The sequence below is a fragment of the Methanosarcina sp. WWM596 genome, from assembly GCF_000969965.1.
Classification (GTDB): Archaea; Halobacteriota; Methanosarcinia; order Methanosarcinales; family Methanosarcinaceae; genus Methanosarcina.
Window position 1 is genome coordinate 1,076,092 of sequence record NZ_CP009503.1, and the last position, 13,608, is coordinate 1,089,699.

At 40.1% G+C, this 13,608-nt stretch carries 11 protein-coding genes and 1 pseudogene; 6 read left to right on the forward strand and 6 right to left on the reverse strand.

The window, feature by feature from the left end; translation table 11 throughout:
• The first annotated feature begins 777 nt into the window (after nucleotides 1–777).
• The gene (locus MSWHS_RS04845) at nucleotides 778–2,292 is read left to right on the forward strand and encodes a right-handed parallel beta-helix repeat-containing protein (RefSeq protein ID WP_231585705.1); all 1,515 of its coding nucleotides are present in this window, start codon (nucleotides 778–780) and stop codon (nucleotides 2,290–2,292) included.
• Between the two features lie 201 nt (nucleotides 2,293–2,493).
• Here the strand turns inward: MSWHS_RS04845 and MSWHS_RS18965 are convergent.
• Nucleotides 2,494–3,337 (reverse strand): annotated as a pseudogene (locus MSWHS_RS18965) (RNA-guided endonuclease TnpB family protein).
• Nucleotides 3,338–3,365: 28 nt separating this feature from the next.
• Here MSWHS_RS18965 and tnpA point away from each other — a divergent pair.
• Both tnpA and MSWHS_RS04860 read left to right on the forward strand, forming a co-directional pair.
• Nucleotides 3,366–3,779 carry an IS200/IS605 family transposase gene (gene tnpA / locus MSWHS_RS04855; protein ID WP_048158807.1) on the forward strand — a complete coding sequence of 138 codons (414 nt, stop codon included), beginning with the start codon at nucleotides 3,366–3,368 and terminating at the stop codon, nucleotides 3,777–3,779.
• Nucleotides 3,780–4,779: 1,000 nt separating this feature from the next.
• A complete protein-coding gene (locus tag MSWHS_RS04860) occupies nucleotides 4,780–5,364 on the forward strand; it encodes a metal-dependent hydrolase (RefSeq protein WP_048126493.1) in 585 nt (194 codons plus the stop codon).
• A 103-nt stretch (nucleotides 5,365–5,467) separates the two neighbouring features.
• On the opposite strand, the gene MSWHS_RS04865 is transcribed toward MSWHS_RS04860, so the two are convergent.
• The 5 genes from MSWHS_RS04865 to MSWHS_RS04890 all read right to left on the reverse strand — a co-directional run bounded on the left by MSWHS_RS04865 (nucleotide 5,468) and on the right by MSWHS_RS04890 (nucleotide 10,385).
• On the reverse strand, nucleotides 5,468–5,992 hold the full coding sequence (locus tag MSWHS_RS04865; RefSeq protein ID WP_048126495.1) for an acyltransferase: 525 nt from the start codon (nucleotides 5,990–5,992) through the stop codon (nucleotides 5,468–5,470).
• Nucleotides 5,989–6,297, reverse strand: a complete 309-nt coding sequence (locus tag MSWHS_RS04870; RefSeq protein WP_048158808.1) for a hypothetical protein — start codon at nucleotides 6,295–6,297, stop codon at nucleotides 5,989–5,991. Before MSWHS_RS04870 ends, MSWHS_RS04865 begins: the two co-directional genes overlap by 4 nt.
• Before the next feature lie 304 nt (nucleotides 6,298–6,601).
• Nucleotides 6,602–7,204: an indolepyruvate oxidoreductase subunit beta gene (locus MSWHS_RS04875; RefSeq protein ID WP_048126499.1), complete on the reverse strand. Its 603-nt coding sequence runs from the start codon at nucleotides 7,202–7,204 to the stop codon at nucleotides 6,602–6,604.
• On the reverse strand, nucleotides 7,201–9,003 hold the full coding sequence (iorA, locus tag MSWHS_RS04880; protein ID WP_048126501.1) for an indolepyruvate ferredoxin oxidoreductase subunit alpha: 1,803 nt from the start codon (nucleotides 9,001–9,003) through the stop codon (nucleotides 7,201–7,203). Before iorA ends, MSWHS_RS04875 begins: the two co-directional genes overlap by 4 nt.
• A gap of 590 nt (nucleotides 9,004–9,593) precedes the next feature.
• On the reverse strand, nucleotides 9,594–10,385 hold the full coding sequence (locus MSWHS_RS04890; RefSeq protein WP_048126502.1) for a zeta toxin family protein: 792 nt from the start codon (nucleotides 10,383–10,385) through the stop codon (nucleotides 9,594–9,596).
• Between the two features lie 613 nt (nucleotides 10,386–10,998).
• Here MSWHS_RS04890 and MSWHS_RS04895 point away from each other — a divergent pair.
• From MSWHS_RS04895 to MSWHS_RS04905, 3 genes are all read left to right on the forward strand, one after another.
• The gene (locus MSWHS_RS04895) at nucleotides 10,999–11,268 is read left to right on the forward strand and encodes a DUF2551 domain-containing protein (protein ID WP_048126504.1); all 270 of its coding nucleotides are present in this window, start codon (nucleotides 10,999–11,001) and stop codon (nucleotides 11,266–11,268) included.
• 568 nt (nucleotides 11,269–11,836) lie between these two features.
• Entirely contained in the window at nucleotides 11,837–12,376 is a 540-nt protein-coding gene (locus tag MSWHS_RS04900) for a hypothetical protein (protein WP_048126506.1), read from the forward strand.
• Nucleotides 12,377–13,020: 644 nt separating this feature from the next.
• Entirely contained in the window at nucleotides 13,021–13,566 is a 546-nt protein-coding gene (locus MSWHS_RS04905; protein ID WP_052722582.1) for a hypothetical protein, read from the forward strand.
• Nucleotides 13,567–13,608: the final 42 nt, after the last annotated feature.

The following is a 13,608-nucleotide window of genomic DNA, read 5'->3' on the forward strand; positions in this document are numbered from 1 at the left end:
TTTAAAATATCAATCGGGTAAAGATGGGCCTTCAAAGGGCTGGACTTCAAAATGAAGGTTCTTTGCTTGGATAAAGGGTTTTATTGTATAGAAATGTTTGAATTCCTTCAAGAATACAATATTTCACATATAGTTCCAGTTGTTAAGAAAGGAAAGAAGATGAAACAGATCCTAAAGGGAAACAAAACAAGGTGTGAACAATATGTTATGAAAAACGCAAAGTCATGCAGAATTAGGAATATAGTTAAGCCAAATACATCAACTAAAAATGCTAATATTAGGTACTTCTATACACTGATATCTTTTCTGCTAAAAAATGTATAGTTATACTTTCTGAAAAAACATTTTATAATCTTCAAAAGAGGGCCGCAAGTTATAGATAAGGATAAGTTCAGATTTGATATGTTTATACTATTCATTGAAGGATGGCTGAGACAGAAGTTAAGGGTTAGGATAATGGTGGAGTGTCTTAGGTAAACTAGTGGAGGAGAGATTTTTTGTGAAGTGCTGACACTGTCATTTGAAGGCATTAATTTCAAAAAAGGAACAAGAATTCAGTCTGAGGATAACAAAAGATAATCTATTTTAAACTTAAAATTATATCCTTATTAAACTTAAAATTATATCCTTATTAAACTTAAAATTATATCCTTATTAAACTTAAAATTATATCCTTATTAAACTTAAAATTATATCCTTATTAAACTTAAAATTATATCTTTATGTCCATATTATCTCTCTCTCTAAATTACCGAAAAAACAAGAGGGAAAAAGTTGATGGGAATGAGTGGAGATTATAAAATAAAGACACACATCAAAGATTTAATTTTATCAATCATAATAATTTATTTTATATTAATACCTTCAAAAATTATTCCCAATACACCTGAAGCACCGATTGTATATGTTGATACAGATGGCAGCGGAAATTATAACTGCGATGGGAAAAATGATCACATAGAAATAAATCAAGCTCTTTCATTCGTCAACAGTAACCCTGATTTTACAACCGTTTACCTCAACGGTTCAAACACATACTGGATAAATGACACGATATATATTGGAAGTAATACAATATTAGAAGGGGACCCGGACGCTGTAATAAAACTCATTAACCATGCGAACTGGGGGATAAAGTATAAAGGATTAATAGAAGCAAAAAACAACAGGGCAAAGAATATTACAATAAGGGGATTTGAAATTGATGGAAATTGCCGAAACCAGTCTGAGGGTATAGGGAACAGTTACTACAATATGATTAATTTAAAAGAAAGTTACAATGTAACTGTTAATGATATGTATCTGCACGACGGACTCGGGGATGGAATAAAAGTATTTCACGATTACTCAAGAGAATACGAAACTGTCCCAACAAACATAAACATATACAACAATAAAATATTTGAGATTGGGCACGATGCAGTGTGGTTAAAGCATTCATCAAATGCATCCATATATAACAATGATATAACCATAAAAGCAGATGCAGCCATCCGATTAACGGAAACAATGCATATCAAAATTTTCAATAATACAATAACATCAAATAATAAAGGATATGCAGGGATAGAGCTGAACAAAAAAATGACTGGTCCTGTAATGGATGACATCGAGATTTACGATAATACAATATATCACATACGTGCATGGGGAATCTGGGTAGTAGGCTATGGAGGATATGAGAGAGATAAAGCCAGAGGGGTCTGGATTCACCATAATACAATCTATGATACTGGAACGTCATCCTCTCTTCATGAAGCAGGCGGAATTGTAGTTCAGGGATTTAACAACACCATAATCGAAAATAATGTAATCGATGGGAATAGAAAATATGGTATTGCGTATGAATTATATCCTCGTTACGGAATCCCAACAGATAAAGGATTTGTGACTATTGTAAGAAACAATATAATTTCAAACACAATTCCAAATCTTCCGGACTCTGGCTCAGGCTGGGGAATCAAAGACTACGATCCTTCAAATCACACATTTATACTCGAAAACAACTGCATATACAATAGTGCTGCAGCAAATTACGAAAATGCCAGTTCTACTACAGACCTGAACGTAAATCCATTGTTTGCAGATGTCTCAAAACGCGATTACCACCTGAAAAGTGCTGCAGGAAGATTTTCGGATGGTCAGTGGGTACTTGACCGGAAAACAAGTCTACTCATAGATGCCGGAAATTCCCTGTCAAAATATAGCAATGAACCTGATCCAAATGGGAACAGGACTAATATTGGAAGATATGGAAACACTGCTGAAGCCTCCAAGAGTGTATCTAAATAATTCTTATTCTCAGGACACTGGCATCAATCTGATTTTACTTTGATTTGTTTTTTCTTAATTTCTCCATTGATCTTACTTTTTCTCAACTTGTTCTACCAATATTGTGAACTACCACTCAGCTAAAGACTGAGTGGTTTCTTGGTTCATTCCTCCCTCTATTGAGGGCAAGTCCCCAAGCTCATCCCCGTAGTCCCTACGGTGTCATAATCCAATTAGATTCTGATCTATGAGAGCGAATTTTTTGATATTAATAGCGGCATTAATGTCTCTATCGTGTTTGGTTTTACAGTCTGGACAAATCCATTCTCTGTCTTTTAGCTGAAGCTCTTTATTGTGGTATCCACACACACTACATAGCTTAGAAGAGGGTTCAAATCTGTTTCCTTGAGACTCTTTTCTGTAATACTTTGAGCCTTTTAAGAGAGTTTTTCAAGTACTTTGGATTCTCAACCTTTTCTCCTGTTGAAAGGACAGCAAAGTCTTTGATACCTACATCAATTCCTACTGTTGTTGATTCTGTGAAAGCTTCCTTTACTGGAAGTTCTTTTCCATCTTCAACAAGGATACTGATATAGTAATGTCCTTTACATGTCCTTGATACCGTAGCCGTTTTAGGCTCTCCTTCAAACTTCCTGTGAAGAACTGCTTTAATTGGTTCTATTTTAGGAAGCTTGATAGTATTATTTTCAAAGTTTACAGTGTAGTGTTGAGGTACAGGGAAAGACTGTATCGGATTCGTTTTTGATTTGAACTTTGGAAACCCTGTTTTCTCTCTAAAGAATCTAGTGAAAGCGGATTCAACCTGCTTAGTCATCCCCTGTAATGATTGAGAGTTAACTTCTCCTAACCACTCATTAGAAGCCTTTAGAGTAGGAATTAATTTGTTTAAGTCAAATCTGGAAATTGATTCCCCTGTCTGCTCATAAGTTTTAATTTTCTGGTCAAGTGCCCAATTATAGACAAATCTACAGCTACCTATATGCTGATTCAATTGAATAGCTTGTGTAGTTGTAGGATAGAGTCTAAATTTGAACGCTTGCATCATACAAAGGCATTATATGCTTTAACAACACATGTACTTTTTGGTAAATACGAAGTATGAAACACGGAATCATAGCAAATTTTTGTTAATGTATCATGTTATTTTTGTTTGCAAATACCAAAAAGTCATACTTGAACCAATTAGCGAAGAACTCAAACAGATTATGATTGACATTTCAAAAGAGTCTAACTTTGAAATCCTTGAAATGGAAACTGACAAAGACCATATTCATTTTTTGATCAAGAGTGAGCCGAAAGTTAGCGTTTTGTCAATTGTCAGAAAATTGAAACAAGAATATACTAACAGGTTATGGAAAACTCAAAAAGAATATATGAAAAAGTATTATTGGGGTGAGAATACGTTATGGAGTGATGGTTATTTTGCGTCTACTATCGGAAATGTGAGTAAAGAGGCGGCAGAATATTACATACGGAATCAGGGGTGAAGTTGACGCTTATATCCCCTGAGCTAAAGACTCAGGGGTTTTACGCTTCTTCATATAAAAATCTCAATCAAACTTGCCTTTCAAAGATATCTAAAAATTTCAATTTTTCCATAAATTTTTGGTATCAAACACCACCTTCTTTTTTTAAATAATAGTCCCCTTTATTTATAATTCAATTTTTGCGTCTATTGATCTCGATTAAAATATACTGTACTTTATATATTTATTACCTATCCGAAAATGGTTGCCTGTTGTAACTTTTACAATATGCAATATACAAAACCGGAATGGATACTCTGATATTATTACTCTGATATTATAGATCTATCGTGGCTTTTCAACATGCATTACTGACTTTTCGGATAGGCTCTATATATAAAAATAAATGTATCCAATAACGAAATCCTCTCTTACGAATACTAAAACAAAAACGATATATACATATACAATTAAAACTTATTTAAGTCCCATAGCAGAGTCCACAAAAATAAGGATTGAAACCAGGTATTTGTGGAAAATTAACTATAAAAAAGTTACTAAACTATCCTTAAAGAACCGTGAACAAAAAGTTAAGGGTTGTTGTCACCAACATAGCAAAAAATAGTGATTGACATAGCAAAAAATAGTGATCGAAAAATGTATGTTGATTAGTGTTTTTTAAGGAAGGTGGAAAAAATGAATTTGAGTGAAATTTACTATTATTGTGTTTCACTTGCTATGATTGTTGGTGTACAAATCGCCTCGGCACTTAATCTGAACATAGATCAAAATTCAAGTGGGAGACTTTCTATTAATTTCCAGTCATCAGATTCTCTCAAAGTAAGTAAAAAATAAGATTCTAATTCCCCAATAAAATCATTAAAAATAATTTTCCTTCAGATAGAATCTAAAATTTTGAGTCAATAGTACTTAATTCTAAATTATATTGGTCAATATATTCAAATAAACTATTTACCCACTCAAAGCGTTTTGGTTGATAAATTCGAAAAAGTGAATTGTTATGCCTTATCCAGTTTCACATGTTCTGTTTTTTGTTTTCTGTGTCAGCGCAGTAGCAGTCTACGCCATTGTCAGATCAATTTTTCGCAGGGAAATTTCGTCCAGGGACTTACCCCAGCTCTTGTTACTCTTATTTGTAGGCAGTCTATGCACACTTTTCCCGGATATTATGATAATTTATAATCTACCCGTAAATGGCACTTTAGAACACTGCTGGATCGGCCCGATTGCAACACATTCATTACTATTCAGTTCTACTGCCCTCCTGTTCGGAACGCTTGTGGGATATCTTGCCTACGGAAAGTTTGGGAAGGCAATATACCTGGGTCTTTTTGCAGAAGCTGCTTTTCTTACACATTTATTACTTGATGATATAGGGGAAGGAGGTACTGAGTATCTATACCCTGTATACAATGGAAAGGTCAGTGTATTTTCATTAATGAATGTAAGTTTTCAGGAGACTGGATTCTTTCATTATCTGATAGCATCTTTTGTATCGGTCTTTTTTGTTTGCTTTGTGATAATGATGGCACTGTTTGCCCTGGATAAACTTGGTTTTGAATTCAAATACAGATCCGAAAAGTGACCTTTCGTTTTCATCATTCATCTCATCAAAAAAGTGACCTTTCGTTTTCATCATTCATCTCATCAAAAAAGTGACCTTTCGTTTTCATCATTCATCTCATCAATCAGGTTTGAAGCTCGCCTACACCATCAAGCTTTTTAACAACTCTAGCAGGGTAACCCAGAGCAAGACTGTTTGGAGAAATATCACGGCTAACTACGGACCCAATTCCTATTATGGAATTTTCTCCAATTTTGACCCCTTGCGTGATTATACAGCCCGGGTTAACAGAAACCCCACTTCCGATTATTATTGGAGCCATGCTTCTCGGATATGCCTGCCTCGTAGTTAAGCTGCCTCTTGTATGGGCAGATAGTATACACCTATCCCCAATTTCAGCGTAATCTCCCACTGTGATCATTTCGGGATGGAGCCTGTCGAAGATCACATCATAGCCGATATACACATTCTCCCCGATGTTTACGCCTCGCATTTTATGCAGTTTTGCCCTCCAGGAAGGGACTGGAGCGCATGAAGCAAGGCGTTCCAGAACCCAGTTCTTAAGGTATTTTATCCCAAAGAGGATCTTATTGCTATGATAATGATCAGCCACTTCACCAAAAGTTACTTTATCTCTGTTAGATATCATTGTGGTGCCTTCCCAATTTTACAGTGAAACCCATATAAATACTTACCACATTTTTTCACCGATAAACACCTCTTTTCTTCGGCCCAGTATCCATTAACCAGTTCGCACATTGCAGCAACTACTACCGGATGAGTGGTGACAGCATTCTCTGGAGGTCTAATAGAAAGAACATCGGGTTTAAGCAATAATCGGTTACCGGGAGATATAATAGTCTCAAGACCGCCTATCAGGTTGAGAGACTCTTTGATTGCATCTTTTGCTTTTGAATAATCACCGCAGCAAACAATAGAAACCCTGGTATTCACAATAATCTATCAGGAGAAAAAATGTCACTTATATCCTTCTCGAGACAACTACAAGAAATTGAATTTTTGCCTTCTTCAAGGGAATATTTTGAGGAGTTTTTCCGGCGTATTCTGTGATATACGCATCAATTCGCATATTTTTCACTTTTACTTCGCCAGTTTGGATATCATATTACTAATTCCCTGTAACGTGTCTAAATTTTCCTGTCCTACATTAATACATTTTTAGAGGGCCTATAGATGACTATAATTATTGAGTTACACATGTGAAAAAAAATAATGGAAAGTATTATCTTTCATCTGTTTAGCTTTCCTCGATTTTTCTCCTTCCCATTTCAAAAGCTCTGATATTAATTTCAACCGTCTTCTGCGGCACAAGTGCCTTCACACTCTCAAGCAGGGCCTCTTTTGGGATGGGCAAGTAGCCAGAGATGGCACCGACCATTGCCACGTTCATTGCAAGCCTGTTCCCGGCTTCGTAAGCCAGTTCGTCTGCATTAAAGGCTTTGACTATATATTTTTCAGAAAGGACGTCAAGGATTTCCTGGACATCAGGGTACTTTGCTATTCCGGAGGTAACAGTCACAGGAATGATTGACTGTGTGTTTACTATAATTACTCCACCGTCCTTCAGGAAATCGAGGTATCGAACTGCTTCCATAGGCTCAAGGGCAAGCATGATGTCTGCGCCTTTCTTAGGGATCATTGACCCAAGGTCAGTTCCCAGCCTTATGTGGTTTACAACCGAGCCTCCGCGCTGTGCCATGCCGTGGGTCTCTGCTGCCCGGATGGGGAGCCCTGTAAAGACTGCGGCTTTTCCGATGATGTCCGAAGCAAGGATTGCGCCCTGCCCCCCGACTCCCGTGATAAGGAGGTCGAGTTTTTTCTCTCCTTCAATCTGGCTCATTTCTTCACCTCCCGGATAGCTTCAAACTTGCAGATCTGCGCACAGACCCCGCATCCGCTACAGAGTGCAGTAATTACAGCGCAATTATTTTCCTCATCAAATTCGATTGCCGGGCAGCCGAATTTGACACACTGCTTGCAGCCTTCACACTTTTCAGGGTCAACTATGTATGGGACCCGCCTGATTCCTGCCCTCTTTACAGAGATCACGCAGGGCTGTTTTGCAATAACCACGGATGTGCCTTCAAAGTCCTTTGCGGCTTTGAAAGCTTCCTGGGTTTCTTCAAGGTTGTAGGGATTGACAACTACTACAGATCCGGCTCCCATAGCTCTGCAGAGTTCGGCAAGAGAGACTTCTACAGTGGGTTCTCCGGTAACTGTAAAACCGACTCCGGGATTTGGCTGGTGCCCGGTCATGGCCGTGATTCGATTGTCGAGGATGGTGACCGTAATATTGGCTTTGTTGAAAACCGCATTCAGGAGTGAATTCATGCCAGTATGGAAAAAGGTTGAGTCCCCTATAGAACAGCAGATAGGGCGCTTTTCCCCCGCATGGTAAAGCCCGGAAGCAATGCTTATACTTGAGCCCATACAGAGCGTGGTCTCAACAGTCCCGCTCTGGATCCCGAGGGTATAACAGCCGATATCACTCGGGTAGACAGCATCCTTTCCAAAGACCTTTCTCATGGAATAGAAGGTTGCCCGGTGAGAGCAACCGGCACAGAGAGCAGGGGGGCGGGGAGCAAGCTCAAGAGAGACCTTCCCCGACTCAGGCTCAACATCCAGGTCAAAAACTTTCTTCAAAGCTTCAAGGAAAGTACTGATGTCCAGTTCTCCTTCTCTCGGGACAAAACCGCCAGTTTTTCCCATGATCGGAATCGGAAGGCCGGCTTCCTGAGCAATCATCTTTACCTGCTCTTCCACAACAGGTTCAAGTTCTTCGAAGACAAGAACAGCGTTTACGGTTTCAAGCAGTTCCAGAACAAGCTTTTTCGGGACAGGATAGGTCCCGATCTTCAGGAAGGAAGCTTCAATTCCCAGTTCCTGCAGGGCCTCTTTTGCATATACAGAAGCAATACCTGCACTTATTACCCCGAAATTTGCATCAGGTTTCAGTTCCAGAGAGTTCCAGGGGGATTCTGCAAGAGCATCTTCAATTGGCTGCTGGATCGAAAGGAGATGGGTATGGCGTATACGGGCGTTTTTTGGAAGCATGACCCAGCGGTCGAGAAGTTTTTCGAAATAAGGAGCGGGTTTGTCTGTCGGGATTTCCCCAAGCTCAATATCGGATTTTCCATGGGAGATCCGGGTTGTAGGGCGGAAGATAACCGGGATTTTAAATTTTTCAGAAAACTCAAAAGCATAAGGAAGCATGTCTTTGGCTTCCTGGGGGGTCGAGGGGTCAAAACAGGGTACAAGGGCAAACTGGGCATAGCGCCTTGTATCCTGCTCGTTCTGGGAAGAGTGACATGAGGGGTCATCGGCTACGATTACGATCAACCCGCCCTTTGTCCCTGCATACGCAAGGGTCATGAAAGGGTCGGCTGCAACATTTAGCCCGACATGCTTCATGGTTACCACCGAGCGCACTCCTGCCCAGGCGGCTCCGACTGCCACTTCCATTGCCACCTTTTCATTCACGGACCATTCGATATAGTAGTCCTGATCTTCACGGGAAGCAAGGGTATCGATAATCTCCGAAGAAGGAGTCCCCGGATAGCCCGCAGCTACCTGTACGCCGCCTTCCAAAAGGCCCCGGGCGATTGCCACGTTTCCAAGCATGTACTCGCGTGTAGTCATTTTACATTCTCCAGCGTTTTAATAATGAAAGTATAACTCCAACAACATTCAGATAGGTCAAACATTTCAAACATCGTTTTTATCAATAAGTCAATGAATAGAAAGTCCAGGAAAGGACAGCTCCGGCAAATAATACCTGCTGTCTGCAAACCACGTAAAACTTTTGCATTATTTAAATAACACGATCAATAATATACTTTCGGATAATTGTTCCGGAATTGAAAGTCAGTCCAATCTTATAAAATAGTTTTTGTTTTGAGCATAAAGGCTTAATAAAGGCAACACAACCGGAAAACGAAAACCCGGAATTATAGTTCTCACCCTCGAAGATGTCGCAAAAATCCTGATAAATGGGCGCATCCGTCTGCTTCAGGTGACCGGGAAAATAAACCAAAGTTCATCAGTGAGCTTGCCCGCCTCCTGAACCGAAGCGTTAATTATGATGCGGTACGGATAACAGTGGACCTGAGCTGTTAATTTGCTCATAGGCTGAGTCCCGGGAAGTGAAAACATCAGAAAATAAAAGAGCTGCCCGCAAAAATTAAAAAGAGTAAAATTAAATGTATTGGTTCACAGACCTGGTCCTTGAATCAATTCAGATCCAGAAACTCCACAAGCTTTCCAATCTCTTCAAGTTCAAGGTCGAATTCTTCGCCTTTCAGGGACGCTTTGAAAAGCCCCCTGTCTGCGGGGATCACTGCGGCAACTTTTGAAGAATCAACAGCCTCCAGCAGGTCTCCTTCAATATCTTCCTCGACCTTGTTCAACACAAAGAAAACCCTGTTTCCAGCCTGTCCCCCGAGTTCCTCGAACTTTCTGGATAGCTTGAGAGATTCGTAGGAGGGGTCAATCACGACTAGGATCGTATCAAAGTCTTTTGCAACTCCCCTTCCGAAATGTTCCACTCCGGCTTCCGTGTCCACGATAACAATGTCGTCTTCTGCGAGGTCAAGGTTTTCCAGGAACTCCCGGGTAAGTACACCCATGGGACAGGCGCAGCCTTCCCCGAACTCGTGGATCTTGCCGATTGCCATGAGCCTTATCTTTCCTTTTTCTTCCACGAACTCCGAAGGCAAGTCGGAAAAACTCCACCTTTCCTCAAAAAAGCGGGACTTCTGCTGGCCTGCGGCAGCTCCCGAAACTGTTAGCCCGCCGAGGGGAGCAGTCTTCGGAACTCTCTGCTTTTGCTTGAAACCCTGTTTTCCCCCGAAGTACTCCATAAGGTCTCTTGGGGCTGCAAGCCCGAGCTGGCCGTGTAGCCCGTAGTTGGACTCATCGGTGTCAAGCACAAGCACGTTCTTTGTTTTTGCCATCTGCTTTGCCAGGAGTGCAGAAATAGTGCTCTTTCCGCTTCCGCCTTTTCCGCATACTGCGATTTTCATATCCAGTTCACCTACTACAGTAATTTATCCGGGAGCTTTTAAAGTTATTTCCCGGAGAAACTGGTCCGTGGTTTCATACTTCTAATTATCCCTTTTCTAATTATCCCCTGCCAGCTTTATGCTTGCAGATTGAACTGGCAGCATTAGTTCTAAATTGTTTCCGCAAATTTCTACTGTAAACTACTTATACCTAAGATCTTATTCTGCAATACTAATGGATCTTCAAGCAGGGCACCATTTCAGTATAGTAACCGACAGTTAACCTTCACCGCATTTCTGTTATTGTGAAGCTGAAGGTTAAAGAGAAAAATTATGAGGTTTTATCCTTTTCTGAATTGATCGGTGGATCTGCATAATATGTCTGTATATCCATAATATACTTCAATATAAATATTTAAAAAAAAGTAATCCTAAAATATATAAACGATAAGGATATAGGGTATTCGATTCTTAGCGCCCCTACTTAAGGGTCGCACCTGTTTGGAAATAAAGACCAGAATAGAATGAATACCGTATTAAATGAATAAAAAGAATAAAAAGAATATAATTCAAATTATCATTAAAACTGAGGTGTCCGAAACTGCAGACTGCGGAAGAAAGGGTAAGAGCGAGATTGATAAAGTATCTCGGCAGGGATGAAAACGGGATACGCAAGGTTGTGCTCAATCTCTTCCTGACCGGAGACAAGTTCACCACCGGTGAAGTTTATGACTACCTTGATAAAGGAAGATTCGAGGTAAGCTACCGGGGGGTGTCAGCCATGGTCGGGCTTATGAATACCAGGCTCGGTATTTTGAGCATAAATGTCACCGGGGATCACAACGTATATTCCCTGAAAGAGAGTTATAAAAACATTGTCGGCTCTGTTCTTGAGAACTATTAACTTTTTATGTTTGAAAGCTGTTTTAAGTTCTAGTTTAAGAGAGTTTGAATAAACTCCCTGAGTCCGGGTGTTTATTTTAAACAGAATAAATCTAACCTCTATCGGAGGTTTTAGAAATCCTCTTAACTATCTTTAATTCTTTTTGTGAAATCTTAAATAGACAGATTATTATATGAGATTGTTTTTTTTTCTACATAGTCTGCATAAATGAAATACTTGTGTGCATGATTATTAGTTGTAAGATTATTATAATACCCCTCTTAAACCCCCTTAATTAGAATACTGCTCTAATCAAGCCCCTTAATTAGAGTATTCGGAAAAACAGGATTTACTATTTACTAAAGAGCTTATCCCATAACTCAGAATTTGCTTCTTAGAGTCCCATCTTTTGACAGGCGATCGAGCATCTGATCTGGAAGCATTTTCTGAAAACCCTTGATTCTCAAGAGTGGAAACTCCTGATTCAAGAGTGAATTATTCCCGGACAAGCTCCAGAATAAAGCACAAATCCTGATTTCTGAGAACATACCGCATTCGAATAGTTTTTCTTATGTTATAGAGGGATACAATGAGCGAGACAGCAAACAGTTCTCTGGAAATCAAAGCAGAGATCCAGAGCAATCAAGCACAGTTATCAAAAAGCGATATTTTCGGAGTCCTCCAGAATGACAGGCGAAGATGCGTCCTGGAAATCCTCCACGGCCAGGGAAATCAGAGTATACGTTCACTTTCTGAAGAAATAGCTCGCCTCGAGTCCGGCGAAGAAGAACCAAAGAGCACCGTCAGAAAGAGCATATACGTCTCCCTGCTCCAGACCCACATCCCAAAAATGGAAAGCCTGGGAGTCGTAAACTACGACAAAGAACAGGACCTTGTGGAACTTCTCCCCGCATCCCACGACTTTGACATCTACATGGAAACCGTCAAGAAAGGCGATATTCCCTGGAGCCATTTCTACGTAGGCCTGAGCGTCCTCGCCCTTGTCGGCAGTGTCACAATTTATCTGAAGCTTTTCGACTGGATTACAAGCTCCCAGTGGATGCTCTTTATAAGTAGCCTTTTCATGTCATCTTCAATAGTCCACATGCGCCACATCCGCAAACTCTGAGTCTATAACATTTTGCTCAAGATTTCCCTCTCTTTTTTCATCCATTTTTTGAGAGATCTCACCGTCGCACGACATCGGTAATTACCCATTAAACTGGCGTTAATCTCTTCAAGCCTCTTTATCTCAAAATTTTCCATGCCTCTCTCTGCGGCAGTCAGTCTGCACCTTTCCTCTTCCTGGTTCGTGTTCCTCTTCTGAAATTAGATTAAAGCATTATTTGAAGATAAAAATCGATATAATGTCTTTTAAAAATTCAAAAGTATCTCATTACTCCTCATCACGCCCCATTAATTGTTTGTTACTACCCCGTAAACCCCATCTGTATCCTGATAGCGTTAATCCCCAATTACCTTCCTGAATTTGCAGTTAATCCGCCAATAACTATCTTAAAAAGACCTCTAAAAAAGTAAGTCAGATTTGCTGAATACCTGGAGTAGAACTGGAAATTCCCCATGTTGGACCTCCAACAGGTTCAGATTTCATTTCCAGCGATCTCATAGCAAAAAGAGTAGGAAAATAACGGAAGACTCCATAAAGAGCCGACTACCCCTGAGCTAACGATTCAGGGGGTTATTGCTGAAAGTTTATGAATCCTGATTTCAGAAAGCGATTCCAGAGTCTAACCTATACTTTAGAGGGATACAATGAGCGAAAGAGAAACCAATTCTCTGGAAATCAAAGAAGATACCCAAAGCGATCAAGCACAATTGACAAAAAGAGATATTTTTGGAGTTCTCCAGAACGACAGGCGAAGATGCGTCCTGGAAATCCTCCACAAGCAGGGGAATCAGAGCATACGCTCTCTTTCCGAAGAAATAGCCCGTCTAGAATCAGGCGAAAAAGAACCAAAGAGCACCGTCAGAAAAAGCATATATGTTTCCCTGCTCCAGACCCACATCCCAAAAATGGAAAGCCTGGGAGTCGTAAACTACGACAGAGAACAGGACCTCGTGGAACTCCTGCCTGCAGCCGGCGACTTTGACATCTACATGGAAACAGTCCCGAAAGGCGATATCCCTTGGAGCTATTTCTACATTGGCCTTAGCGCCCTTGCTGTCGTCGGCAGTTTAACAATCGATCTGGAGCTCGTCAAATTGGTTTCAGACTCCCAGTGGATGCTTTTTATAAGCGGGCTCTTCATGGCATCTTCACTTGCTCACATGCACTATGTCCGCAAACTAGAAGAGTAAACTCTCATTTCACTCTCTATTTCCTCTATTTTCAGGAAATAT